Source organism: Marinobacter panjinensis, from assembly GCF_005298175.1.
Taxonomy (GTDB): Bacteria; Pseudomonadota; Gammaproteobacteria; order Pseudomonadales; family Oleiphilaceae; genus Marinobacter; species Marinobacter panjinensis.
This window is the reverse complement of record NZ_SZYH01000002.1, coordinates 523,879-547,984: the sequence shown is the minus strand read 5'-3', so window position 1 is coordinate 547,984 and position 24,106 is coordinate 523,879. Positions and strand designations below refer to the sequence as shown.

19 protein-coding genes are annotated in these 24,106 nt (G+C 58.7%); 9 read left to right on the top strand and 10 right to left on the bottom strand.

The genetic code is table 11. The features are described from left to right. Positions 1 to 282: 282 nt before the first annotated feature. From map to dapE, 6 genes are read left to right on the top strand one after another with little or no spacing between them, the layout of a single operon-like run. Positions 283 to 1,053 (top strand): type I methionyl aminopeptidase, encoded by a 771-nt coding sequence (gene map, locus FDP08_RS18805; protein ID WP_137437808.1) that lies wholly within the window; start codon positions 283 to 285, stop codon positions 1,051 to 1,053. Next, positions 1,054 to 3,699 carry a [protein-PII] uridylyltransferase gene (locus FDP08_RS18800; RefSeq protein WP_137437807.1) on the top strand — a complete coding sequence of 882 codons (2,646 nt, stop codon included), beginning with the start codon at positions 1,054 to 1,056 and terminating at the stop codon, positions 3,697 to 3,699. Then, the gene (dapC, locus tag FDP08_RS18795; RefSeq protein ID WP_137437806.1) at positions 3,696 to 4,898 is read left to right on the top strand and encodes a succinyldiaminopimelate transaminase; all 1,203 of its coding nucleotides are present in this window, start codon (positions 3,696 to 3,698) and stop codon (positions 4,896 to 4,898) included. Before FDP08_RS18800 ends, dapC begins: the two co-directional genes overlap by 4 nt. Then, positions 4,895 to 5,239, top strand: coding sequence for an ArsC family reductase (locus FDP08_RS18790; RefSeq protein ID WP_137437805.1), 345 nt, complete (start codon positions 4,895 to 4,897; stop codon positions 5,237 to 5,239). Before dapC ends, FDP08_RS18790 begins: the two co-directional genes overlap by 4 nt. Positions 5,240 to 5,256: 17 nt before the next feature. Beyond that, positions 5,257 to 6,285 (top strand): 2,3,4,5-tetrahydropyridine-2,6-dicarboxylate N-succinyltransferase, encoded by a 1,029-nt coding sequence (gene dapD / locus FDP08_RS18785; RefSeq protein ID WP_137437804.1) that lies wholly within the window; start codon positions 5,257 to 5,259, stop codon positions 6,283 to 6,285. Continuing rightward, on the top strand, positions 6,272 to 7,408 hold the full coding sequence (dapE, locus tag FDP08_RS18780) for a succinyl-diaminopimelate desuccinylase (RefSeq protein WP_137437803.1): 1,137 nt from the start codon (positions 6,272 to 6,274) through the stop codon (positions 7,406 to 7,408). Before dapD ends, dapE begins: the two co-directional genes overlap by 14 nt. A gap of 20 nt (positions 7,409 to 7,428) precedes the next feature. On the opposite strand, the gene FDP08_RS18775 is transcribed toward dapE, so the two are convergent. After that, on the bottom strand, positions 7,429 to 7,647 hold the full coding sequence (locus FDP08_RS18775; RefSeq protein WP_137437802.1) for a SlyX family protein: 219 nt from the start codon (positions 7,645 to 7,647) through the stop codon (positions 7,429 to 7,431). Positions 7,648 to 7,833: 186 nt separating this feature from the next. On the opposite strand from FDP08_RS18775, the gene FDP08_RS20610 reads away from it, so the two are divergent. After that, positions 7,834 to 8,418 (top strand): cold-shock protein, encoded by a 585-nt coding sequence (locus FDP08_RS20610; RefSeq protein WP_137437801.1) that lies wholly within the window; start codon positions 7,834 to 7,836, stop codon positions 8,416 to 8,418. Positions 8,419 to 8,479: 61 nt separating this feature from the next. Here the strand turns inward: FDP08_RS20610 and FDP08_RS18765 are convergent, their stop codons facing one another. The 4 genes from FDP08_RS18765 to FDP08_RS18750 form a co-directional block, all read right to left on the bottom strand. Next, positions 8,480 to 8,857 carry a hypothetical protein gene (locus FDP08_RS18765; protein WP_137437800.1) on the bottom strand — a complete coding sequence of 126 codons (378 nt, stop codon included), beginning with the start codon at positions 8,855 to 8,857 and terminating at the stop codon, positions 8,480 to 8,482. Further along, a complete protein-coding gene (locus FDP08_RS18760; protein WP_137437799.1) occupies positions 8,829 to 10,238 on the bottom strand; it encodes a Clp protease N-terminal domain-containing protein in 1,410 nt (469 codons plus the stop codon). Before FDP08_RS18760 ends, FDP08_RS18765 begins: the two co-directional genes overlap by 29 nt. A 48-nt stretch (positions 10,239 to 10,286) precedes the next feature. After that, positions 10,287 to 11,693 (bottom strand): mannose-1-phosphate guanylyltransferase/mannose-6-phosphate isomerase, encoded by a 1,407-nt coding sequence (locus FDP08_RS18755; RefSeq protein ID WP_137437798.1) that lies wholly within the window; start codon positions 11,691 to 11,693, stop codon positions 10,287 to 10,289. 98 nt (positions 11,694 to 11,791) lie between these two features. Beyond that, positions 11,792 to 12,232: a VOC family protein gene (locus FDP08_RS18750; RefSeq protein WP_137437797.1), complete on the bottom strand. Its 441-nt coding sequence runs from the start codon at positions 12,230 to 12,232 to the stop codon at positions 11,792 to 11,794. 31 nt (positions 12,233 to 12,263) lie between these two features. On the opposite strand from FDP08_RS18750, the gene FDP08_RS18745 reads away from it, so the two are divergent. Continuing rightward, on the top strand, positions 12,264 to 13,172 hold the full coding sequence (locus FDP08_RS18745) for a DUF1853 family protein (protein WP_137437796.1): 909 nt from the start codon (positions 12,264 to 12,266) through the stop codon (positions 13,170 to 13,172). Here the strand turns inward: FDP08_RS18745 and FDP08_RS18740 are convergent. Then, positions 13,169 to 14,230 carry a GGDEF domain-containing protein gene (locus FDP08_RS18740; protein WP_137437795.1) on the bottom strand — a complete coding sequence of 354 codons (1,062 nt, stop codon included), beginning with the start codon at positions 14,228 to 14,230 and terminating at the stop codon, positions 13,169 to 13,171. The two genes, FDP08_RS18745 and FDP08_RS18740, sit on opposite strands and share 4 nt — an antisense overlap. Positions 14,231 to 14,425: 195 nt before the next feature. On the opposite strand from FDP08_RS18740, the gene FDP08_RS18735 reads away from it, so the two are divergent. After that, the gene (locus FDP08_RS18735; protein ID WP_137437794.1) at positions 14,426 to 16,324 is read left to right on the top strand and encodes an MFS transporter; all 1,899 of its coding nucleotides are present in this window, start codon (positions 14,426 to 14,428) and stop codon (positions 16,322 to 16,324) included. A gap of 154 nt (positions 16,325 to 16,478) precedes the next feature. Here the strand turns inward: FDP08_RS18735 and FDP08_RS20545 are convergent, their stop codons facing one another. From FDP08_RS20545 to FDP08_RS18715, 4 genes are read right to left on the bottom strand one after another with little or no spacing between them, the layout of a single operon-like run. Beyond that, positions 16,479 to 17,606: a sugar porter family MFS transporter gene (locus tag FDP08_RS20545; protein WP_137437793.1), complete on the bottom strand. Its 1,128-nt coding sequence runs from the start codon at positions 17,604 to 17,606 to the stop codon at positions 16,479 to 16,481. Then, the gene (locus tag FDP08_RS20540) at positions 17,606 to 21,088 is read right to left on the bottom strand and encodes a toxin VasX (protein ID WP_228263391.1); all 3,483 of its coding nucleotides are present in this window, start codon (positions 21,086 to 21,088) and stop codon (positions 17,606 to 17,608) included. The genes FDP08_RS20545 and FDP08_RS20540 overlap by 1 nt, the downstream gene beginning before the upstream one ends. Continuing rightward, the gene (locus FDP08_RS18720; RefSeq protein ID WP_137437792.1) at positions 21,085 to 21,915 is read right to left on the bottom strand and encodes a DUF4123 domain-containing protein; all 831 of its coding nucleotides are present in this window, start codon (positions 21,913 to 21,915) and stop codon (positions 21,085 to 21,087) included. Before FDP08_RS18720 ends, FDP08_RS20540 begins: the two co-directional genes overlap by 4 nt. Beyond that, complete coding sequence (locus tag FDP08_RS18715; protein ID WP_137437791.1) at positions 21,912 to 23,987, bottom strand: type VI secretion system Vgr family protein; 2,076 nt, start codon at positions 23,985 to 23,987, stop codon at positions 21,912 to 21,914. The genes FDP08_RS18720 and FDP08_RS18715 overlap by 4 nt, the downstream gene beginning before the upstream one ends. Between the last annotated feature and the right edge of the window lie 119 nt (positions 23,988 to 24,106).

Genomic DNA, 24,106 nt, shown 5'->3' with positions numbered 1-24,106 from the left:
TTTACCTTTTTAGCTTCGGGTTAGTCCTCCACACGTCCGATTGACCCAACCTGAACCCGCTGCTTTTTTATGTGAGCAACAGAAGCAGGCACCCTGGGACAACGTGCCGACGTGTGTGCGAATTTGCCGGATTTGTTTCCAGCGGGCGCGTTTATACCATAAATCGGCCGCCTGATTCCATTAATTTGTGGCTCGGGTAATAGGTCTGCGACCGCCTCTTCCTTGTACCGGGCCACACTCCCCCTTAAAATGCCTGTTTGATCCAAATCAACGGGAAACCCAATGCAGGTATCGATCAAGACTCCGGAAGAAATCGAAAAGATGCGCGTCGCCGGCCGCCTGGCTGCCGACGTTCTCGAGATGATTGGCGAACACGTCAAGCCCGGCGTAACCACCGAGGAACTGGACACCATCTGCCACGACTACATGGTGAACGAGCAGAAGACCATTCCTGCACCGCTGAACTACAAGGGTTTCCCGAAATCAGTGTGCACTTCGGTGAACCATGTGGTCTGCCATGGCATCCCTTCCGAAAAGAAGGTTTTAAAGGAAGGCGACATCCTCAATATTGATGTCACCGTCATCAAGGATGGCTGGCACGGCGACACCAGCAAGATGTTTATTGTCGGCAAGCCCAAGCCGGGCACCGAGCGCCTGATCCAGATTACCCAGGAATGCCTATATAAAGGTATTGAACTGGTGAAACCGGGCACCCGGCTCGGGGACATCGGCCACGTTATCCAGCAGCATGCCGAAAAACATCGGTATTCCGTGGTGCGGGACTACTGCGGCCACGGCATTGGCCAGGTCTTCCATGAAGACCCTCAAGTAATGCACTACGGTAAGCCGGGAACCGGTATGGAGCTGCAGGAAGGCATGACCTTTACTATCGAACCGATGATCAATCAGGGCAAGTACCACACCAAGCTGTTACCGGATGGCTGGACGGTGGTCACCAAGGATCACAAACTCTCGGCGCAATGGGAGCACACCATACTGGTCACCGCAGACGGCCACGAGGTACTGACCAAACGTACGGAAGAGTCGTTCTAGGTGGACTTCAGCGAACTTGAAGCCAGTATCAGCAATGATGCCTCGCCCGTGCGGGCAGCCCGGGAGCTACTGAAGGAACGCTACAACGCAGATGCGGAAGCGTTCCGGCAGGGAGCTGACGTTCGTGCTCTGGTGCATTCCAGATCCGGCACTCTGGACACGGTGTTGGCTTTGATCTGGAACCGTTATGCCTTTGCCTCCTCCCCGGACATTTCCCTGATCGCCGTCGGCGGCTATGGTCGGGGCGAGCTCCACCCCCATTCTGATATCGATCTGCTGATATTGACCCGCAACGGTATAGAAGAGGGCTGGCAGGAAGATCTGGGCGCCTTCGTGACCCTGCTGTGGGATCTGAAGCTGGACATTGGCCACAGCGTTCGCAGCATCGAAGAGAGCCTGAGCGCCGCCCGGGAAGATGTCACCATCCTGACCAACCTGCTGGAAACCCGCACCATTGCCGGGCCGGATGAACTGCGCAACGAACTCAGCCAACAGGTGTATTCCGACGCCATCAGTTCCGACCGCGACTATTTCATCGCCAAACGGGAAGAGCAGAAACGCCGGCACGCGAAGTACGGGGACACGGAGTACAACCTGGAGCCAAACGTGAAAGGCTCTCCCGGGGCCCTGCGGGATATACAGACCATCGGCTGGATTACCAAGCGGCACTTCGGCCTGCAGAACATCGCCGATCTGACCCGCTTCAGCATACTGACCGAGGAAGAACACCAGATTCTGCTTCAGGGCGAAACCTTCCTGTGGCGTCTGCGATATGGCCTGCAACTGATCGCCGACCGCAATGAAAACCGCCTGCTGTTTGATCATCAACGCGCCCTTGCCGAGATGCTGGGTTACCGGGATGAAGGCAAACGGCTTGGTGTTGAGCTGATGATGCAGTCCTATTACCGCACGGTATTGGCGCTGGCCGAGCTGGCGGATGTGATCCTGCAGTACTACGACGAGGCCATTCTGGGTTCAGGCAGTGACGACGACATACTGCCCCTGAACAAACGCTTCCAGATCCGCAATTACTATATTGAGGCGGTTAACAACCAGGTTTTCGCCTACGCCCCCTATGCCATTATGGAAATCTTCGTGCTGATGGCCCAGCACCCGGAGATCAAGGGCATCAGGGCCACCACGATCCGTTCCCTGCGGGCACACCGGCACCTGATTGACGACGCCTTCCGCTCGGACCTGGCGGTTACTTCCCTGTTCATGGAACTACTGCGCACCCCGCACGCTCTCGACCAGACTCTGTCTGCGATGAAGAAATACAACGTGCTTGGCCGTTACCTACCGGAATTTGGCCAGATCATCGGCCAGATGCAGCACGACCTGTTCCACATCTACACAGTCGACGCCCACACCATGCGGGTGATTCGGAACATGGTGCGGCTGGACAGTACCGAAGCACGCAATGATTACCCCCTGGCGTCCCGGCTTATTCACCGGTTGCCGAAGCTGGAAACACTGTATATCGCCGGCCTCTACCACGACGTGGCCAAGGGCCGGGGCGGCGACCATTCAGAGTTGGGCGCCATCGACGTGGAAGACTTCTGTCAACGCCATCATCTCAGTGAGCGGGACACCCAGCTGGCCTCCTGGCTGGTGGAAAATCACCTGCTGATGTCCATGACGGCCCAGCGCAAGGACATCTCCGACCCTGATATCATTCACGGCTTTGCACAGTCGGTGCCCAGCCAGATTCACCTGGACTACCTCTATGTGTTGACGGTGTGCGACATCAGCGCCACCAACCCGAAACTCTGGAATACCTGGCGAGCGTCGCTGCTGCGTCAGCTTTATATCGAGACCAAACGGGCACTGCGGCGCGGCTCGGAAACACCGGTAGACCGTCAGGAGTGGGTGCGGGCCACCCAATCCGAAGCGCGGGAAATTCTCCACGCCCAGAATATGACCGACGAGCAGATCGACAACATCTGGGACACCCTGGACGAAGACTACTTCCTGCAGGATTCCACGGTGGATATCGCCTGGCAAACCGCCGCCATTATCCGCCACGGCGACGACCCGGACCCGCTGGTACTGATCCGCGATACCCGCGGCGGGCCCACGGACGGCTACTCCCAGATCATCATCTACATGAGCGATCGCATCGATCTGTTTGCCGCCACCACTGCGGTGCTGGAGCAACTGAATCTGAACATCGTGGATGCCCGCATCAGTTCCAGCGAAGGCCCCTTCTCCATCAGCTCCTACATTGTGCTGGACGAGAAAGGCAAGCCGCTGGGTATCGACCCGGCCCGGAAGGACCGTGTACGCAGGCGCCTGATCGAGGAACTGGATGACCCTGAGGATTACCCGGATATCATCCACCGACGCACCCCCAGGCAGCTCAAGCACTTTGCCTTCCCCACCGAGGTGACCTTCTCCAGCGACACCGTCAACCAGCGCACGGTGGTGGAAGTGGTCACCCCGGATCGCCCGGGCTTGCTGGCACGGGTCGGGCAGGTGCTGCTGGAGCATCGCGTGCGGCTGACCAACGCCAAGATAGCCACCCTTGGCGAGCGGGTAGAAGACGTATTTTTTGTAACCGACGAGCATGGCGAGCAGATCAGTGATCCTGCTGCCTGCCAGGCTCTGCAGCAGGATCTTTGCCAAATGCTGGACGACACCCAATGAACCCGGATCTGGACAGATTACACCCCTACCCCTTCGAGAAGCTGACAAAACTGAAGGCCGGCATCCGTGTTCCGCAAGACCTGAGCCCGATTTCATTAGGGATCGGCGAGCCCAAGCATCCCTCCCCGGAATTCGTGAAACAGGTGATTGCGGATAACCTGGACAAGCTTGCCAATTACCCCACCACCAAAGGCACCGACGAACTGCGCCAGGCCATTGCACGCTGGGCCACCCGGCGCTTTGAACTGACACCGGGAACGCTGACGCCGGAGCACCACATCGTTCCGGTCAATGGCACCCGGGAGGGCATTTTCTCGCTGGTTCAGTCGGTGGTGGATTCGACCCGGCCCGCCACCGTGGTCAGCCCGAATCCGTTCTATCAGGTCTACGAAGGCGCCGCGTTCCTTGCCGGGGCAACGCCCCATTATTTGGCCTGCGATGCCGGCAACAATTTCATACCGGACTTCGACAAAGTGCCGGATTCGGTATGGAGAGACTGCCAGGTTCTGTTCCTCTGCTCGCCGGGCAACCCCAGTGGCTCGGTCATTCCCCGGGCAACTCTGACTCGAGTGATCGAGCTGGCAGACAGGCATGATTTTATCGTCGCGTCCGACGAGTGCTACTCCGAGCTTTACCCCGATGAAAGCCGGCCGCCGGAAGGGCTGCTACAGACCTGCGCCGCCATCGGCCGCAATGATTTTGCCCGCTGCATTGTGTTCCACAGCCTGTCCAAGCGCAGCAACCTGCCGGGACTGCGCTCCGGTTTCGTGGCCGGCGATGCGGAGATCCTGAAGGGCTACCTCAAGTACCGCACCTACCACGGCTGTGCCATGCCCATCCACAACCAGCTGGCGAGCATTGCCGCCTGGAACGATGAAGACCATGTGCGGGAAAACCGGGCCGCCTACCGCACCAAATTCGAGGCAGTGGTACCCATCCTGCGGGAAGTAATGGACGTGGACTTCCCCGATGCCGGCTTCTACCTCTGGCCGCGCACTCCGATGGACGACGAAATCTTCGCCCGGGAACTGTCGGCACAGCAGAATGTGCATGTACTGCCGGGCCGTTACCTGTCCCGCACGGTGGATGATCATAATCCGGGTGAGAACCGGGTACGCATGGCCCTGGTGGCCCCAATCGAGGAATGCGTCGAAGCCGCAAGACGCATTGTGACATTTGTTAAGGCGAACAAGGCATGAAGCTCTACGGCATCAGGAACTGCGACACTGTCAAAAAAGCCCGCAAATGGCTGGATGACGCTGGTATCGGTTACGAATTCCATGACTTCAAGAAGGATGGCCTGGATGCTGACCGGCTCAGCCAATGGGAGCAGTCAGCCGGCTGGGAAGTGCTGCTGAACCGCCGCGGCACCACCTGGCGCAAACTTCCGGATGAGGTTCGTGATAATATTGGCGCCCAATCCGCCCATCGCCTGATGCTCGACAACCCGTCCATCATCAAGCGGCCCGTGGTTGAGCACGGCAACACAGTCAGCGTCGGCTTTAGCGCCGGTGAATGGGCCGAACGATTCAAACACTGAGAACCAGGAGCACATCAATGAGTTTTGCATTCGGAATTGGTATCGGCACCCAGAACAAAAAGGGCGAGTGGCTGGAAGTGTTTTACCAGCAGCCGGTCATCACCCCCGATAACGGTCTCATCGAAGTGGTTCAGAACGTACTTGAATACCACGGCGGCAACCAGGCGGTATCGGTAACACCAGAGCAGTTGAAGTCACTCTCGGACGGCCTGCGCCAGCTTGGCCAGATGGAGCAGTCAACCCTGGCGGGCAAAGCCGCTGACAGCCGCCGCCCGGTTGTGGTTACCCTGCTGGAAACCGACGACACTGCCTCCAGCACTCCGGAGGTCTATCTCAAGCTGCACCTGATCTCCAGCCGCCAGGCCAGGCCCCACGAACTGAAGCTGGACGGCATCTTCGGCTTGCTGCCTAACCTGGCGTGGACCAGCGAGGGTGCCATTGACCTGAACGAACTGCCGGACCGCCAGCTCAATGCGCGGATTGAAGGCCGCACCCTGGAAGTGAAGTCCGTGGACAAGTTCCCGCAGATGACCGACTACGTGGTGCCGAAGGGCGTACGCATCGCCGACACTGCCCGTGTTCGCCTCGGCGCCTATGTGGGCGAAGGCACCACGGTAATGCACGAAGGCTTTATCAACTTCAATGCCGGCACCGAAGGCACCAGCATGATTGAAGGCCGCATCTCTGCCGGCGTAATGATCGGCAAGGGCTCCGACCTGGGCGGCGGCTGCTCCACCATGGGCACCCTATCCGGTGGCGGCAACATCATCATTTCCGTTGGTGAAAACTGCCTGATCGGCGCCAACGCCGGTATTGGCATCCCGCTGGGAGACCGCTGCAAGGTGGAAGCCGGTCTGTACATCACCGCCGGCACCAAGGTGGCCCTGCTGGATGACAACAACGATCTGGTTGAGGTGATCAAGGCACGGGACCTGGCCAACAAGCCGGACCTGCTGTTCCGCCGTAACAGCCAGACCGGCGCGGTTGAATGCAAAACCAACAAGACCGCCATTGAGCTGAACGAAGAGCTGCATGCAAACAACTAATTCCCCCACTCTTGACCTCGCCATTGACCTGATCCGTCGGCCGTCCGTTACTCCGGACGACGCCGGCTGCCAGGAGCTGATGATGTCGCGGCTTTCTGCTCTCGGCTTCAAGGGAGAGGCCCTGCGCTTCGGTGAGACCGATAACCTCTGGGCCCGCAAGGGTTCGGAGGGCCCGCTGCTGGCCTTTGCCGGCCACACGGACGTTGTCCCCACTGGCCCGGAGAAGAACTGGCGCCATCCGCCGTTCGATGCGGTGATTGACGATGGTTACCTCCATGGGCGGGGCGCTGCAGATATGAAAGGCAGCCTGGCGGCGTTTGTGACTGCCTGCGAGCGTTTCGTGGACAAGTATCCGGACCATCGGGGCTCTATCGCCCTGCTGATCACCAGCGACGAGGAAGGCCCCGCGCAGGACGGCACCGTAAAAGTGGTTCAAACCCTGGAGGCCAGGAACGAGAAGATCGACTGGTGTCTGATTGGTGAGCCATCCAGCACCCGTGAGGTGGGGGATGTCATCAAGAACGGCCGCCGGGGTTCGCTCCATGGCTACCTGACGGTGCACGGCACCCAGGGCCACGTGGCCTACCCGCATCTGGCGGAGAACCCGGTGCATACCGTGGCCCCGGCGCTGGATGCCCTGGCGAACGAATTCTGGGATAACGGCAATGACTTCTTTCCGCCCACCACCTTCCAGATCACCAAAATCGAGGCCGGTACCGGCAGCAACATCATCCCCGGTGAATGCCTGGTGCACTTCAATTTCCGCTATTGCACGGAAAACACGGCTGAAAGCCTGGAAGAGCGGGTGGTTGCGGTACTGGACCGCCACCAACTGACCTACGACCTGCAATGGCACCTGAGTGGCCGCCCGTTCCTCACGGACCGGGGCGCACTGGTGTCGGCGGCGCAAAATGCCATCCGTACCGTCACCGGCCGGGAAACCGAGCTGTCCACCTCCGGCGGCACCTCGGACGGGCGCTTTATCGCACCGACGGGTGCGCAGGTTCTGGAGCTCGGCCCCATCAACGCCACCATCCACAAGGTGAATGAGTGCGTGAAGGCGGCGGACCTGGATACGTTGTCAGAGATCTACGAGCAGGTTCTTGTAGAGCTGCTTGCCTGATCAGATCAGTAATGGGCAAATCAGTAATGGGGAGGGGGCGTTTCGTCCTCTTCCGTTCTGATATTTGAGGACGACACTTCTTTCAGCTGTGTATTCAGTTGCTTCTTCGCTTCCCAGAGTTCCCGGATGTCCAGTTCCTGACGGGCTACCTGCTCGCTCAGGGTATGGATGACGTCGTCCTGGAATGCCAGCCGCGTTTCCAGCTCGTCCAGCCTGGCTTGTAGATCTTTATCGCTCATGTGTTCATGCCGCTTGGTCAGCGCTCCCTGTTATCTGGTATCATGCCGCTTTTGCCCGCCGGGGGATTTCCAAGGCATTTTTGATGCCTCACAAAATCCTGGCGGTTTTCACCGACCGGAGACCCGATTTTACCCGATATCCGGTTCTTTATCGTTAGCGTTTGATTAATGGAGAAACTTCAGTCCATGCAAAACCCAGCAAAAGCGATCGTTCTTGCTCTCCTGGTCGCCATTCCGTCACCGTTTATCCTCGGCTTTCTGTTGGTGACTTTCACCCCGGAACTCTTCCAGATTCTGTCACAGACCGGCACTAGCGAGGATGCAACCAGTACCACGTTTGTATTGGGCAGCCCTCAGGGCATTGCAGCCTATATTATTGCTGTTGTTCTTTTCGGCCTGGCGGGATTCCTGACAGTGGCCCTGGCCGCCAAAAAGCCGTCAGCCGTAAAACAGCAAACCTCCCGCGCCAGTGCAGCACCGCGTCAAGCCGCACCACGCAAGCAAGCCCAGCCTGAATACGACGACGAGGATGATGATTTCGACGACACGACCCCCGAAGGCGACGAAGAGGGTACCGTGAAGTGGTTCAACGTCAAGAAAGGCTTTGGTTTTATCGTTCGCGACAGCGGCGATGAGGTTTTCGTGCACTTCCGTGCGATTCGTGGCCGCGGCCGCCGGGTTCTGCGCCAGGGCCAGTTGGTCCGGTTCAGTGTGGTGGAAGCGGACAAGGGCCTTCAGGCAGACAACGTGTCTATCCTGAGCGACGACTGATTTTCGAAGGCTCTATGCATTGAAAAAGGGGTAGCCATTGGCTACCCCTTTTTTTGTTTCATCAGTTCCAGACCGCCAGCTGTTCGCCCCGCTGGTCCAGCCGCCACCAGCGCTCGTCCTCTACTGGCTCCCCTTCCTTCCAGTCACCAGGGCTGCAACGTATCTCGGTGTCCATGGCTCGCCATGCACTGCGGGCACAATCCAGGTCCGACGCCCAGGGAAGGTCCTCCCCTTCCAGAATCACTGACGTATACCGCTTGCCGCCAGCCCCCGGATACAGACTGACCCGCACGCTATTTCCCCTGTACCGGGCCACACCCTTCACTGCCCGGTCACCCAGCGAATCATCTGCAAGCTCAATTTCATCAAGATGGCTGGCTAGCCAGTCCGATACTGCTGATGACTCCAGGTCACGAATATAGATCTCGAGATCCCGCACCCTCTGTTTCTCCCGCCGGTTGGTCACAATGGACAACATAGTGAACCGGGCCGGGACGGGCTGCAACCCAACGCTCCAGTTCATGGCGAAGGTCTTCCACTTTCAACGTACGAAGCGTTCCCTCCGCCTCACGTTCATGCCACGCCACTTCCGCCGCTGCCCGCTCAATGGCAACGCTTTCAAGGGACCGTTCCAGACCTTCCAGCGGCTGCTGTCGCGCCATTGCCACCAGGGCCTGGCGCCTGAGCGTATCCGTTGTTCCCGCCAATGCCAGGCTTTCAACGGAGCCGCGATCGGCAAACAGCTTCAGCCTGGCAGCAGCCCGTTCAACCCACTGGAGCATACCACCCGGACTACCCACCAGCCGGCTCCTGCTCGACGCCGCATAATGGATAAGTGCCGGGGATAATTCGATGTTCCAGTGCCGCTCGATGGCCGGCTGATGGGCGGTGAGAATGGCCATTTTCTGCCCCGGGCTGGTGACAGGCATGTCGAAAACATCAAAATCCCGTCCCAGGGAGCGCTCCAGCTGCTCAAAGGCTTCGCCAACTCGTGGTGAGTCCGGTCCCAGCATGATGACGGGGCCCGGGTAGCCGGTTACCAGGCCTCTGGCCAGACCATGGTCCGATGACATCATCGCAGCCAGGTCATCCGGGGAAATGTTGTCCAGAATCAGAGCCGGACAGCCTCGCCGATCTCGGCCATTGGCCGGCAGAGCCGGGCTGTCGCTGGCCATCACTTCCGTCTCGTTACGAAGATCGAGCCTGACAAATCCGGACTCCAGAAATGGCAGCAACGCCTGCAACCAGCTGGTTTTTCCACTGCCCCTTGCGCCCCGGACCCACACCAGGGCCCCGGGCACCGAAGCCAGGGTAATCGCCACATCTTCAGCCAACGCCAGCCATTCAAGGTCGGTGATGACCACCGGTGCATCTCCGGGAACGGTTGTATCGTCAACCTCGCACAGGCTTTCATCGGTTGCCGGCCAACGGCTCACCAGTTCCAGCACGGCAACGTAGGCTTTTTCCTGCAACCGCTCGGCATTGCGTGTCAGTACCGATAACAGCATTGGCCAATCCAGCCAGGGGGCATCGCTCAGTTCACGGGCAGTCGAAAACCAGTACATAAGTTGCGAGGACAGCAGGCCTTCGCCTCCCACCTCGGTGACGATGGGTTGTTCACACTGGATGGTGCGGGTCAGTTCATCAAGGTCGACGCCACAACCACGGAGGAAATCGCAGATGATGGGCTCGCCATCCAGCAGCGACAGCAGGAAATCCTCTACGGTGATGGCATAGCCACCGCGTTGGGCGACGTTGTCCCGTGCCCGTTGCAGTGCAGTTTGACAGAGGGGGCTCAGGCATCCTTGCCAGTCTTCCATTCACTTCTCCTTGTGTTCGTCGATGGCATCTTCCTGATGCCGATCCGTTCAGACCCGGTTGTAGGTGTCCTCGAAACGTACGATGTCGTCCTCACCGAGGTAGCTACCGGTCTGCACTTCAATCAGTTCCAGAGGAATCACGCCCGGATTGGTCAGCCGATGGGTGACGCCCAACGGAATATAGGTGGACTGGTCTTCGGTCAGCAGCAACACATCGTCACCACGATTGACTGTTGCCGTTCCCTTGACCACAACCCAGTGCTCGGCACGGTGATGGTGCTTCTGCAATGACAGCGACGCGCCGGGCTTGACGGTAATGCGTTTGACCTGGAAGCGCTCGCCCATGGCAATGCCCTCATAGGTGCCCCAGGGACGATGTACCTTCTTGTGGAACCGGTGTTCATGGCGACCCTGGGCCTTGACCTGGGCAACCAGCTTTTTGACATCCTGAACCCGGTTACGGTCTGCCACCAGCACCACATCATCGGTTTCAACGATGACATGATCGGTGATGCCCAGCGCAGCAATCAGGCGGCCTTCAGAGTGGATATAGGAACCGGAAACGTCTTCGGTGATGACATCTCCACGGCACACGTTGTTATTCTCATCGTGGGGCTGGATGTCCCAGAGTGCAGACCAGGAGCCGACATCTGACCAGCCGGCGTCCAGAGGAACCACCACGGCATCCCGGGTTTTTTCCATCACTGCGTAGTCAATCGAGTCGTCCGGGCAGGTTTTGAAAGCCTCGCTTCCCACCCGGGTGAAATCCATGTCGGCATTGCGCTCTTTCCAGGCAGCGCGGCAGGCTTTGAGCATCCCGGGTTGCTGGCTTTCCAGCTCCTGCAGGTAACGGTCGGCCCGGAACAGGAACATACCGCTGTTCCAGAAATAGTCGCCCTCTTCCAGGTACCGGCGAGCTGTTTGTTCGTCCGGCTTTTCCACGAAGGCAGCGACATCGTTGAAGCCTTCGTGGGCCTGGCCTGCCTTGATATAGCCGTAACCGGTGTGCGGTGCGCTGGGCACGATGCCGAAAGTGACCAGTTTTCCCGCCCGGGCCGCTTCTGCGCCCTGGCTGACGGCCTGGCGAAAGACGGCCTGGTTCTTCAGCACGTGATCCGATGGCATGACCAGCAGTAATTCCTCGGGATTCTCCTCGGCCGCCGCCAGGGCTGCCAGGGCGATTGCCGGTGCGGTGTTCCGGCCAACCGGTTCCAGGATGATGCCGGCCGTGCGCTCTGGCGCCTGGGCCTGCAAGTGGGCGGCCACAACGAATCGATGTTCCTCGTTGGTGATCGCCATTACCCGGGCTTTTTCATCGAGAGCCAGCCCACGGTCAATGGTTTCCGCCAACAGGGTTTCATCAGACACCACCGGCAGAAACTGCTTGGGATAGGCTTCACGGGAAAGCGGCCATAAGCGGGTACCGGAACCACCAGAAAGAATCACTGCAAGCATGGGTCGTCCTTGTCTTGAATTTGCGCGAATTTTACCCCAAAGGCCGCCGGGTTGTCCCGCCAGCGGCGATTAAACCGGTTTCACTTTGGGCACCACCGTTACCATGTGCCGGTATTGTCCATGCTTGCCCAGGGTTCCTTCGGCGGCAGGGCTTCACCTTTCTGGAGCAGTTCGATGGATATGCCGTCCGGTGACCGGATAAACGCCATGTGGCCGTCGCGGGGTGGCCGGTTGATCGTAACACCATTGCTCTGCAGGTGACTGCACAACCCGTAGATATCATCCACCCGATAGGCCAGGTGCCCGAAATTGCGGCCACCGGTGTATTCTTCCGGGTCCCAGTTGTAGGTGAGTTCGATCATTGGGGCCTTGTCCTCTCTGGCCCTCGCTTCATCGTCCGCGGCTGCCAGAAACACCAGGGTAAAGCGGCCTTTTTCGCTGCTCTTGCGGTTGATTTCGACCATGCCGAGCAAGTCGCAGAAAAAGTGCAGGGTCTCATCCAGGTTGCTCACCCGGATCATTGTGTGAAGATACTGCATATTGCTTCTCCTCTTGGGTTATCCTGCCACCATGAGCCAACGCCCTGAAACCACAGCCCATCTTCAATACCGGGTTCCAGCCGTGCGCCATCTGGCGTGGATGTGTCATGCCCCCCAGCTTATCAGCTCTCCCATGGGATTTGTTCCGGAAAAATACCTGCCGGAAGATTTCGAGGAACGGCTGAGGGCCTGGGACAACGCCCCCCATATAGGTCCGGCCGTGCTGACCGAGCAACCTGCCCGGCGCCTTGGCCATTACTTTGAGCGGTTGTACCAATGCCTATTGGAAGACCTGCTCGGCTGGGAGATTCTGCTTAAAAACCAGCCCGTCAGAAACAACGGCATCACCCTGGGCGAGCTGGATTTTGTAGTCCGCAACCCTGCCGATAACGCCATTGAACATCATGAAATCGCCGTGAAGTTCTACCTTGGCTATCGTGACGGTGGTCCGGACACACCACTCTGGTACGGACCCAATGCAAAGGATCGTCTGGATATCAAAACTCAGCGGCTGATCAGCCACCAGAGCCAGATGACGGAAAGGCCCGAAGCCCGCAACCTTCTCGAGTCACTGGGAATCAGGACACCGGCACGGCCACGGATCTTCATGCCTGGCTATCTTTTTTATCCATTGGACCAAACGCTGGCACCACCTACTGATGTGCCGGCAGACCACCTGAGAGGTGACTGGCTCTATAGAGACGAACTGGACAAGATGGCAGATGACTCAAAGCGATGGGTTCCTCTGATCAAGCCACACTGGCTGGGCCCCTGGCGTCAGAGGGAGGACCCTGACTACCAGGAAACCGAAGAGGCACTGGGGGTTGTCCGTTCAGCCGGTATTCCCCGCCTGTTTGCCGTGCTGGAACCATCACCGGTCGACGGCTACTGGCAGGAAGCATCGCGCATTTTCGTGGTGCCGGGCACTTGGCCAGGCTAAACCGTCTCCAGCTCTACCCGGTTACGGCCACGCTCCTTACTGCGATACAACGCGCGATCCGCCCTGCTGATGGCAGAATTCAGGTCATCGTCCCTGCGGAACTCGCTGACACCAGCGCTGATCGTAATATCGATGCGCTCCCCGTTGGGTGCTCGCCAGTCGTGGGTCATAAGCGCTTCCCGTACCCGCTCTGCGCTGGCCTGGGCGCTCTGTATTCTGGTGTCCGGAAGTACGGCCAGGAACTCTTCCCCACCCCAGCGGGCAATCAGGTCCTGGGTGCGCAACTGTGCCTTGATAATACCGGCGACATCTTCCAGCACCCGGTCGCCGAGTTCGTGGCCGTACTGATCATTGATCGCCTTGAAGTGGTCAATGTCGAGCACCAGAAACGCCACCGGATTACCGTTTCGTTGGAAACGGGCCAGTTCTTTCTCTACCAGATATGTCATATGCCGGCGATTAAAGAGGCCCGTTAACGAGTCCGTAGTCGCCATTCGCCGCAACTTCCTGTTTGCCGCGGTCACCATGGTGAGGTAGAAAAAAGACAGATAACTGAACATGGCAAACACCACACTCAGATTGAACAGGTAAACGCCAAGCAGGGCACCAGGCGCAATGGGTTGCAGGGGCTCAATAAACCACATCAAAAGGTGAAGCGCGACGTAATAGCTCCACAGCCCCGCCAACGCAATCACCGCTGCGCGCAATCGCATACTGACAAACAGGGCGGGAATGAACATCAACAGGTAATAATGAAACCCACCCTCCCAGCCGATGAGGACAATACCAAGCCCGGCGTGGATAATGACTTCCGCCCAGATCAGGCTGATGGCCAGGCCGTTCTGTTGTCTCCCCAGCGCCCGGTAAGCCACCACATACATGGCAACGCTGACCACATTGACCCAGGCCAGGATGGGGGAGCCCAGAAGATGGAAAAGAAAGAAAAATGCCACATCAACCGAAGCCGCGATCTGACAGCAGCGCTTGGCAACCTGCCAGAATTGCGGGCGACGCTCCCTGAAGGGCTCTCTGGCAGACGTGGTCCCGGGATGACTCATAGAGCTGGCATTCTTCAGAATAATTAGGCTTAGATTACGACGGAATTCACAAACCTGCTCACCGCAATCGTTAAATACTGAAAATCTTTGTAAGCAACAGGCACAGCGGGCCTTCCCTCACAGCCAATGCCCTGTTCCATTGACCAATTTGTGGCAGAATATTCCCGGTCAACAAGCCGATGATGGACACCAATCATGGACGATCACAGCCAGTTCCGGCTACTTTCCGAGCGACGATTCCTGCCGTTCTTCCTGACGCAGTTCTCTGGCGCATTTAACGACAACCTGTTTCGCAACAGCCTGCTGTTGCTGATCACCTACACCACCGGTGGCCTTATGGGCCTGCCCACTGATGTGGTGGTGAATATGGCCGCTTTCCTGTTCATCCTGCCCTTTTTCCTGTTCTCCGGAATCGCCGGCCAGCTGGCAGACAAGTACGAGAAATCCCGGGTGATTCGCTGGGTCAAACTGGCAGAAATCGCCATCATGGTATTGGCTGCCGCCGGGCTTTGGGCCGGATGGTACGAATCGCTACTGTTGCTGCTCTTCCTGATGGGTGTGCAGTCCACGTTTTTTGGCCCGGTCAAGTACGCCATCCTGCCCCAGGTGCTCAGGGAAGACGAACTGGTGGGCGGCAACGCCCTGGTGGAAATGGGAACGTTCGTGGCGATTCTGGTGGGCACTATCACTGCGGGCCTGCTGATGGCCAGCAGCCAGCCCGAGAAGCTTGCAGCAATCGGCGTTCTGGCCCTGGCGGTAATTGGCTATATCGCCGCACGGCAGGTGCCCGTTACCGGGGCCACCCATCCGGAAATGACGGTACGCCTTCGACCCTTGCAGGAAACCTGGCGCCTGATGCGACTGGCAGCGGAAAACCATTCGGTGCTGCTGTGCATTATGGCCATTTCCTGGTTCTGGTTCCTGGGTGCCGCCTACCTCACCCAGTTTCCCGGCTTTGCCCAGACCGACCTCATGGGCGACGAAACCGTTGTCACTCTGTTACTGGCTGTTTTCACCATTGGTATCGCACTGGGGTCCGTAGCCTGTGAACGGCTTTCCGGCCACCGGATCGAGCTGGGCATTGTGCCCATAGGTTCCCTGGGCATCAGCCTGTTCGGGCTTGACCTCTACTTCAATATGCCCGCCAACCCGGTACCGACCGACTGGTGGATGATTCTCAGCGACAGCCAGCACAGGCAGGTGGCCATTGACCTGCTGGGCATCGGCTTTTTTGGCGGATTGTTTATCGTACCGCTTTACGCCTTCGTACAACGGGAAACCCCGGAGGACCGGAGGGCCCGTGTGATTGCGGCCCTGAACGTCTTCAACGCCCTGTTCATGGTGGTCAGTGCCATCATGGGCATCCTGATGCTGGGGGTTATCGGCCTCAGTGTTCCTGAGTTCTTCCTGGTTCTGTCGATCATGAACCTGGTGGTGGCAGGGTTTGTCTACCAGCAGGTACCGGAATTCGCCCTGCGGTTTATCGTCTGGGTGCTCTCACACACCATCTACCGGGTTCGCCACGAAGGGCTGCACCGAATTCCGGAGGAAGGCCCGGTGCTGCTGGTCTGTAACCACGTCACCTACATGGACGCGCTGGTCATCGCTGGCGCGGTAAGGCGACCGGTCCGCTTCGTTATGGATTACCGGATCTTCAAAACGCCGCTACTGGGTGCCCTGTTCCGGCTCGCCAAAACCATTCCCATCGGCTCCCGTAACCGCGTACCGGAGATCTATGAGGCCGCCTTCGAACGCATTGATGAAGAGCTGGAGGCTGGCAACGTGGTTTGCATCTTCCCCGAAGGCCGGCTGACTACCGATGGCGAAGTGGGTACCTTCCGCAGCGGGGTTGACGTTATCCTGGAGCGCAGCCCCGTGCCCGTTGTTCCCATGGCGCTGAGTGGGCTTTGGGGCAGCTTTTTCAGCCACTGCGGCGGCCCGGCTCTGAGGCATTTTCCCAGGCGGTTCTGGTCGCGGATCGAGTTGCTGGCCGACGACCCACTGCCAGCGGACCAGGCGAATGCTGAGGTATTGGAGGAGAGAGTGAAACACCTGATGGGAAGGAGCCCCACCAAACCTGCATATGAACAATAGGGATACCACCAATGCTTCATCGTATTCTTCGGATCGCGAGCGATCTGGCCAGATGAGGCATTGAGGTTCCGCTACTGGTGACCATTGCAGCCGGTGCCGGGTCAGTCGGCCTTAATGTGTTCGATGGGCTAGAGCAATGCCGTGTGCCTTGGTTTCAAGCAGTCATGGAAGCGCTTGCTCCAGATTCCTCCGTAACCTGCGCAAAAATTTGCGTGATGGGTGTTTGTGGATTCGACTTTTTCAGTTCCAGCACACGCTTGCTCTGGTGCTTTAACTCCTCAGTCGGTGCCACCCACTGATCTTCGGGGATAGACTCAGACCACTCCACCATGGCCTTGGGCATCGTTTTCCGGCTCATGCGTTTGATCTTCCTGACCTCCCACTCCACCAACCGGTTCGGGAGGGTCCAGAAGGTCATCAGGTGGTACAGGTACCAGCCGGTCAGGTAGAGCACTCCCCGCTTGCCTTCCCGGTATTCCTCATGAAGGCGTTTGCGGGCATTGTGGAAAACATGGACACCCTCCCAGGGTGGATCGTCCGGGCCCTGAAGTTCCAATGGATCCTGAATCTCTTTCAGGGTATGCACTTCGTACTCCATGTACGCCCGAATAGCCTCCCAGGTGCTGATGGCCTGGGGCTGGCCGTAGGTTTCAAACTCCAGGGTGTATTTCTCGCCCGTGTCCGGGTGATAGAAGCCAATGCCAAAGCCGTATTGGCGTTGCACGCCATACTCGGTAACGCCCTGGGCTTCCGTCACCCAGGCGACCAGTTCTTCCCACGGGATAAAGATCGGTTCTTTCTGCCCCTCCGGCACGAAACACACTTCTCGGCGTTGGCGGTTGAAGCGGGTGGGGACCACGTTCTTTAATTTGGCATAAGCTTGCCAGCGAGGTAGGGAGAGCATGAAGAAGCCAAAGAGCCCTCCCCAAACAGCAATCCAGAAGGCAAAATCAAAGGTTACTCGCCACCCCCAAAGAGCATCCTCCCAGCCATTACCAAAAGTAAACCCTCCAAGAAACACAACGAAAGGAAAAAAGAAAGCACCAAGCAAAAAGCAAAAAAACGGTATCCCCAGCGTGGACTGCCAACCGAACACCGAGGTCGCCCCCGCTCCAAAATCCAGATAGCTATTATTCACTTCCCCCACCGCATGGCCATGATCCACTGGCGGCAGGCCGGTTGGCAGGGGGTTGGGGGATAAAAAGGTCAGCCGGCCACTCGGGAAGGGCTCGGAACGCCCGGCTCGGGGCGGCTGTTCTGACTGGGCATTCTTGGAGTCCATTAAAGTCCATCCGTCACTATGAGTGGCTGGCGGAGTCGCCACCAGGTAATCTCTGCTTTCGGTGCCTCCTGCACGGGCGTCAGGGGATACTGACTATCGGGAGAAACCTTCAGCATATAAACGGCACCGGTATAGGCCCCATCTGCCTGCAATGTTTCCAGCTTGACCATCAAGCCCAGATCCCGGGTGCGGAGGCCATGTTGGGTCTTCTCATGGGACGGTGGCCTGAAGGCCAGTTGCAGGTGACCGGTATCGACTGACTGCTCCAGGCTACCCAGGATGGCACCGGTACAGGATACCCAGGCTTCCGGTTTGAGGGAGAACATACCCCGTCGCCCCGGCTGGATGCGCCATGCGGCGATGGATAGCCGGTGGGGCGCCTTGCCTTCCAGGGGCTCCATCAGGCTGTCCGCCGGCAAACCGTGGCAGTTTAACCGTAACCTGGAAGGTTCATCATCCTCGCCGGGCACTTCGTCAAGGGTGACACTGTTGCCAATCCGGGCAAAGGCCTCTACATAGTCGTCAAGCGAGCCATTGTGGACCTGCTCGGGCTCCCGTGACCAGGGCGTGGTTTGCAACCATTTATCCCGCTCGCTCAGGTTGTAACGGTTATACAGCCAGGTACCGCCCAACTCAAAAACCGTCAACACCAACCCCGCCACGTTCAGGCGGGCAAACAGACCGGACAAGGTCCGACCGGCAGTAGCCCACGCCACGGCCTTGTTTTCAGCTCCTCGTGCGGCAAGTGCCTGAATAAGCGACTGACCAGTCCGGTAAACCCCGTAAGCATTAATACCCGCCAGACCACCACTGCCTATCATACCCAGTACTGCACCAGCTTGAGCTTCGGCATTGCCGGTCTGGACCGCTCTCAGCCAGTTTTCCCGATGCTTATAGGCACTTATTCCGGCGCTGACCGCTCCAAACAAATACGCAGGACCACCAAGCCTAACGTGCAACTTGCCCATCCGGACATGCACACCAGTCACAGCAGTACGCTGCCAAGCACCGGCTAGAGCCTTTGCCCTGGCCCCATAAGCGGTGTCCATGATGCCCTGGCCAGCCAGAAAACCTGCCGCCGAGGTGGCCCAAAAACTCTCACCCAGACGTTTCAGGTTATCTTGCAAATTCCTCTGCTTTTTATCCGTTGAAAAAAGCTCGCCCAACGCATTTCCAAAAATAGCCAACTGAACCGCAAATACCAAAACCCCGAGCCCATCCCCCATCAGGTTCATCCGGGGAGCCGAGGCCAAGCCCTGCCGGAAATGCCCAACCAGTCGTCCAACTTCCTGCTGGGCCAATGGCGGCGGAACCAACGTTATGCCGGCACGGCCAGTGGTGGCCGGTTCCAGTTTCAGACCGGTGTCGGTTTCCTCAACCGGGCTGAGGGCAGCGGCCACGCGTTTACCGATTTCACGATGCTCTTCGCGGGTGGCCTTGAATTCAGCCACCAATCCCTGGGCTTTTTCGGAAAGATGGCCATGGGTGGATTTGGCAACATCGTGTTGGTTCTGGAGCTGTTTCATCCGTTGATCCAGCTGCAGCATCTGCCTGAGGTTGTCTCGGAAGGTCGCCAACTCGCTTGCAGAAGCAAAGCGGAATTCCGCCTTACCCTGGCCTATGGCGTCAAGCATGCGCCGCTTGAAAAAATACGGCAGGTCCCGGAACAGGTCATCCAGCTCCGGCAGGGTCTGGCTGTCGATGGCCTTGTAGAGCTCCCCAACAGCGCGCCCCTTGGCCCGGGCAATAGCCGGGGCGAGGGTGTCCCCCACCCCCTCTGCTTTCTGTTGGATTTGCTCCGAGTAGTGGGAATAATCCGGAAGCTTACCCTGCTCTGCCGCTTTTACCCGTTGGACCCACTCCGCCGCCTTGGTAACCACGGCGTAGCCAGCGGAGCCAACCGCCACATAGGTCTTGGCCAGTTCACCGTCTTCGGAGCGGTCATTCCTTGGCAGCGTCTGGAACAGGGGGCGGCTGTATTGGGGGTTCTGTTTCAGCCACTCCAGCACGCCGTCACTCGCCTCGTCGGAACGGCAGATGTCTTTTCGGCAGGCGTATTCCAAATCCAGGGCCGCCTCGATCTGCACTTCGTCTTCCGGGTCAAAATACCACGTGGCCTGGTGATAGCGGTTGTCTGTCAGCAGTTGAATACGATCACTGGTTATATCCGTCAGCAGTGACTGCCAGCGGGCCAGCTTCGCACGCTGGCCGGCCATGTACTGGTCCATGGCCTCACGGTCGATCAGGTCGTTGATTCCACGGTGGCCAAAACCGCGCCCTTCCAGAGCCGCCTTCAGGTTATCACGGTGCTCCTTCTCCAAGGCGACAATGCCTTCTATGTGGGAGTCCAAAAAATCCGGCCTGGCCCCTTCCATGGCTTGCCGCAGGTACCACTCGTCCACCGCTCTCTGCATTTTGGGAAGGATGCCGTAGGCGTTGGTTCGATTGGCGGTACTCTGGATCTCTTCAACCCTTGATTTAACGTCATGGGGAAGCGACGCATCATTGGGGCCGGGTCTCGCTTCATCCTCAAGTTGTCTCAACGCTGCCAGCAATGCCGACTGAGTGTTTGAACGGTCACTTTCCGGCATGGCTTCCAGGTCCTGCCGCATGGAGACAATGGCGGGGTGGTCCGAATTGGCTACCATGGCATCCAGTCCCTGTTCGTCCAGCTGGGTCATGGACTCAATCAGTGCGCCAAGAAAATAGTCTCGCTCGTCGTCTCCCTCGCTTGTCCAGCTTTCGATCCAGCCCACCACATCGTCCTGGTGCTGGGCAAGGTCCAGCATCACGCCCACGTCGTCCCTCAGGACGAGGCAGAGGCAATTGGAAACATCGTCGATGGACTGCTGTTTGATCAGCTTGCCGAACCGGCTCTTGTGGTAATAGAGCTGATTCTCCCAGTGGTAGGATTCACCTTCCTGCGGGTGGGCGCCGTCGGGGGCTCCCGGCGTGTAGTCCTCGGCAAATTCGGCCACCCATTCCCTGACCTGGTCCGGGGTAAGCAGGTATTCACCGCCGCTCAGTGGTGAAGCGCTGGTCAGGTCGACTCTCTGCAGCAGCGCATCACGTTCTTGTGGGTCGTCCAATACCTGTGCTTTCTTGCGGGCAGTCCATGCCAGTTCCGAGAAGGCAAGGTACAGCCTATGGGATACCGGGTACTCCAGCTTGCCGTCGTTATGGCCCGTTAGTTCACCGTCTTCATGTAAGTACTCGTGGAGCTCCCCGGCATCCGCGTCCAGTACATAAATATAGCCACGCCTCAGGAGGCGGTAGCCAAGGGGGCGGGACGTCAGTGAGTAAGGGTACCCGGGGTCTGTATCAGCGGGCGCAACTTCCACCCTGCCGTACCGAATGGGCAGCAGGTGCACGGTTTTTAGCAGTGGGCATGAAGCGGGCTCATCAATGGGGGTGCCTGGCTGTTCCCAGCACAACAGATCGCTGCTTGTCCGGTCGTCAGTGGGGCGTTGTTTCCGTGTCATTGTTCATCCTTGATCCAATGGGATGCCGTTTCCGTCACGGCATTGCTATCGGCTTGTCGTGGCAATGTTGCGAACAGGAATTGCATCACCTCACGCAAGTTGTTGCACCCGCTGCCAAGCGCCTCTTCCAGCATTCTCCCGAGTGCCGGGTAGGTATCCCTCAAATCAGGGCCTCCCAACTGGTTACGCACCGACCCATCCAGGCTGTGCCATATCTGCAGTGCGCCTTTGCGCCGATTGAAGGCTTCGAAAGCACCCCTCAAATCCGGCGAGATCATCATTTTTTCGGGCTGGTCACCTGTGCTACCTGGCTGAACAGCCGGAGCCTCGACAAGATGCCACTGTCCGCTGATACGATCCGGAACAATCAGCCGATCCACGGCCCTGATGGGGAATCGGGACAGGCTGCCCCCGATCACCGTCCTGGCCAGCGCCGGGTGGGAAATGCGCACCAGTTCTTCACAGTCCGGCGCCATCTCTACCTGCAGGTGGGACCGCATCCAGCGGGTACAGGTAGCACGGTCTGTGGCTGAAACCAGCAAATACCCCTGCTCTTGCACGGCCCCCTGCTCCAGGAACCCTTCCAGTACCGGGTCTTCCGGCCCACTGAGCCATACAAGCCAGGGGGACAGGTCCGAAACCGCCTCCCAACGCGTCGCAACGTACAGGCATTCCGCGTTAAAAGGCTGGCCACCGGCCCACTGGTATATCTGTTCACCGAGTCCCGGGATAGCGACACCATCCAGGACAAGCCCAACCGGGTGATGGTCAGGCCAGTGAACATGGGTAAATGGCGACTCCGACAAGGGCCAGCAATCCTTATTCATGAGTTCTGCTCCTCACAAACCGGGCAGGTTGCGTTCCCCTTCCTGAGCGCCGCTACCTGGGACTCTACATTGAGTGCTGGAGCATTCTCCCGCTGTTTAACCTCCGCCAGTGCCTGCTGCTTGGGCTCGTGGGGCTGGTCACCCTCAATCACCTGCGGCATTTCCGACATCACCACACCCTGCCCTGAACCACTGCCCGGCGAACCACCGGAATTGATCTTGATGCCAGGGCCCGCCAGCGTCACACCGCTCGGGTCCAGTTTCAGCAGGCTGCCACCGGCGGAGATGGTAAGTTCCGCGCCGGCGTCCAGCACTACCTTGGCGCCCGCCTTGTGGTGGACTTCGGTGCCGGCTTCACTGAGGGTGCCCTGTGCGGATTTTTGGTGGAAGGTACCACCGATGTTCTGGCTGCAGTCGCCGCCGATGGACTCGCGCTTCTCGCCATCTACGGTGCAGTGATCGTCGCCCTTGATGTGACTGAACTGGTTGCTCTCCACCGTTCGGTGGCTGTCATTTTTGATGACCTCGGTGCGGTTGTTTTCCGTCAGCAGATCCAGGTCTTTCTGGGCGTGGATGTAGATCTGTTCCTTGTCCGCTTCGTCTTCAAACCTCAGTTCGTTACTACCCTCGCCCTTGTGGGTCTGGGTTTTGAGGGTGGTGCGTGTCTTGTGTTCCGGCAGCGCGTACGGCGGTGTGTTGGTGGCGTGGTAGGTTCTACCGGTAATAATGGGCTGGTCCGGGTCGCCATCCAGGAAGGAGACGATGACTTCATTGCCGATTCTCGGGAGTGCCATGAATCCGTACTGGCCGCCAGCCCAGCCCTGGCTGACTCGTAGCCAGGCACTGCTGTGTTCGTCGTTCTTGGAGTAGCGGTCCCAGGGGAACCTTACTTTGACTCTTCCGTGTTCGTCGCAGTGGATCTCTTCCCCGTCCGGGCCGGTGACAATGGCGATCTGGGGACCATCCATCAGCGGGCGGTGTTCCACTTGAGGGCGCCAGGTGCGGTCCGCGGGAATGGCGTTGAAGGCGTTGTGGTAGGTGGTGGCACCACCGCCGCTCTCTTCTTCCAGAGCCTGGGGCTGGTGGCCGGTGTGGGTGATGCTGGTGAACAGCCATTCCCGGTTCAGGGTCGGGTTGTCGTGGTCGGTGAGCTCGACTTTGGCGCCGACGGTGAAGTCGGGACGGTTGCTCTGGCCGTTGGCGGTGGTGGCGTCGTTCCTGAGGGAATCCAGGCGACTTTCGGTGAAGGGCTGGCCGCTGGCGTCGGCCTTGAAGCGGCCGGGGTAGTCGTAGTGCTGGTAGTCTTCGCGCTGGGCGTCGAGTTTATCGGCCTGGTGTTCGTGCATCAGGGCATAAGCAGGATTTTTGAAGGTGTAGTCCTTCATGGCCACGGAGGCGGCCCTGACCCGTTCCCGGTAACTGAACTGGAAGACGGCGCTCTGGCGGCTGCTGCCACCGGCCTTGCCGTTATATTCCACCGGGTCGAGCCTGGGGGCGTCGCCGTGGTGGTCGGCGATGATCAGGGCGGGTGGTTCTTCGCCATTCACATCACCGTGATTAAATCGGTAATGCCAGCCTTCTTCGGCAGCTAGTCGCTCGACAAAGGCCAGCTCGCTTTCCCGGTGCTGGACGCAGTATTCCCGTTCTTCGGGGGTGCGTTTCAGGTCAAACACCGTGTCAATGATGCCCCGCTTTTCCAGCAAGGTACGCACGATGTCGTCGGTGCCCTGCGTCTGGAAGATGCGGCTGTTGTGCATCAGGCCCAGGCGCCACAGTGGGGGCTGGACGATAACTTCGTAGCGGGTGCGGCGGTGGCCGGTGTCGCCCCGGGCGAATTCGTTGACCACGCCGTGGAAGCGCCGCAGAGGCACGCCGTCCTGCCAGACCACCAGTTCCACGGGCTGCTCCAGCACTTCTTCGGGTGCAATAGTCGGCGAGGTACTGGCCAGTTCCAGCTTGCAGTGACACAGCTTCGAAAGGGTTTCGGTCAGTTCAAAGCGGACGACCGCGAACAGGTCTCTGGGGAGTTGGCCAAGGGTGGCCGTGAACTGCAGTCCGGTTGCCTGGGGCATGTCTTCGATCCCTGAAGAGGTCTGGAATGTGAGTCAATCAACAAACGGCTCATCCTGAGCCCGGGTGATTATAACGATCAGTCCGGAGAATGTAACCCCGCGTTCGCCAAGCCGGGATG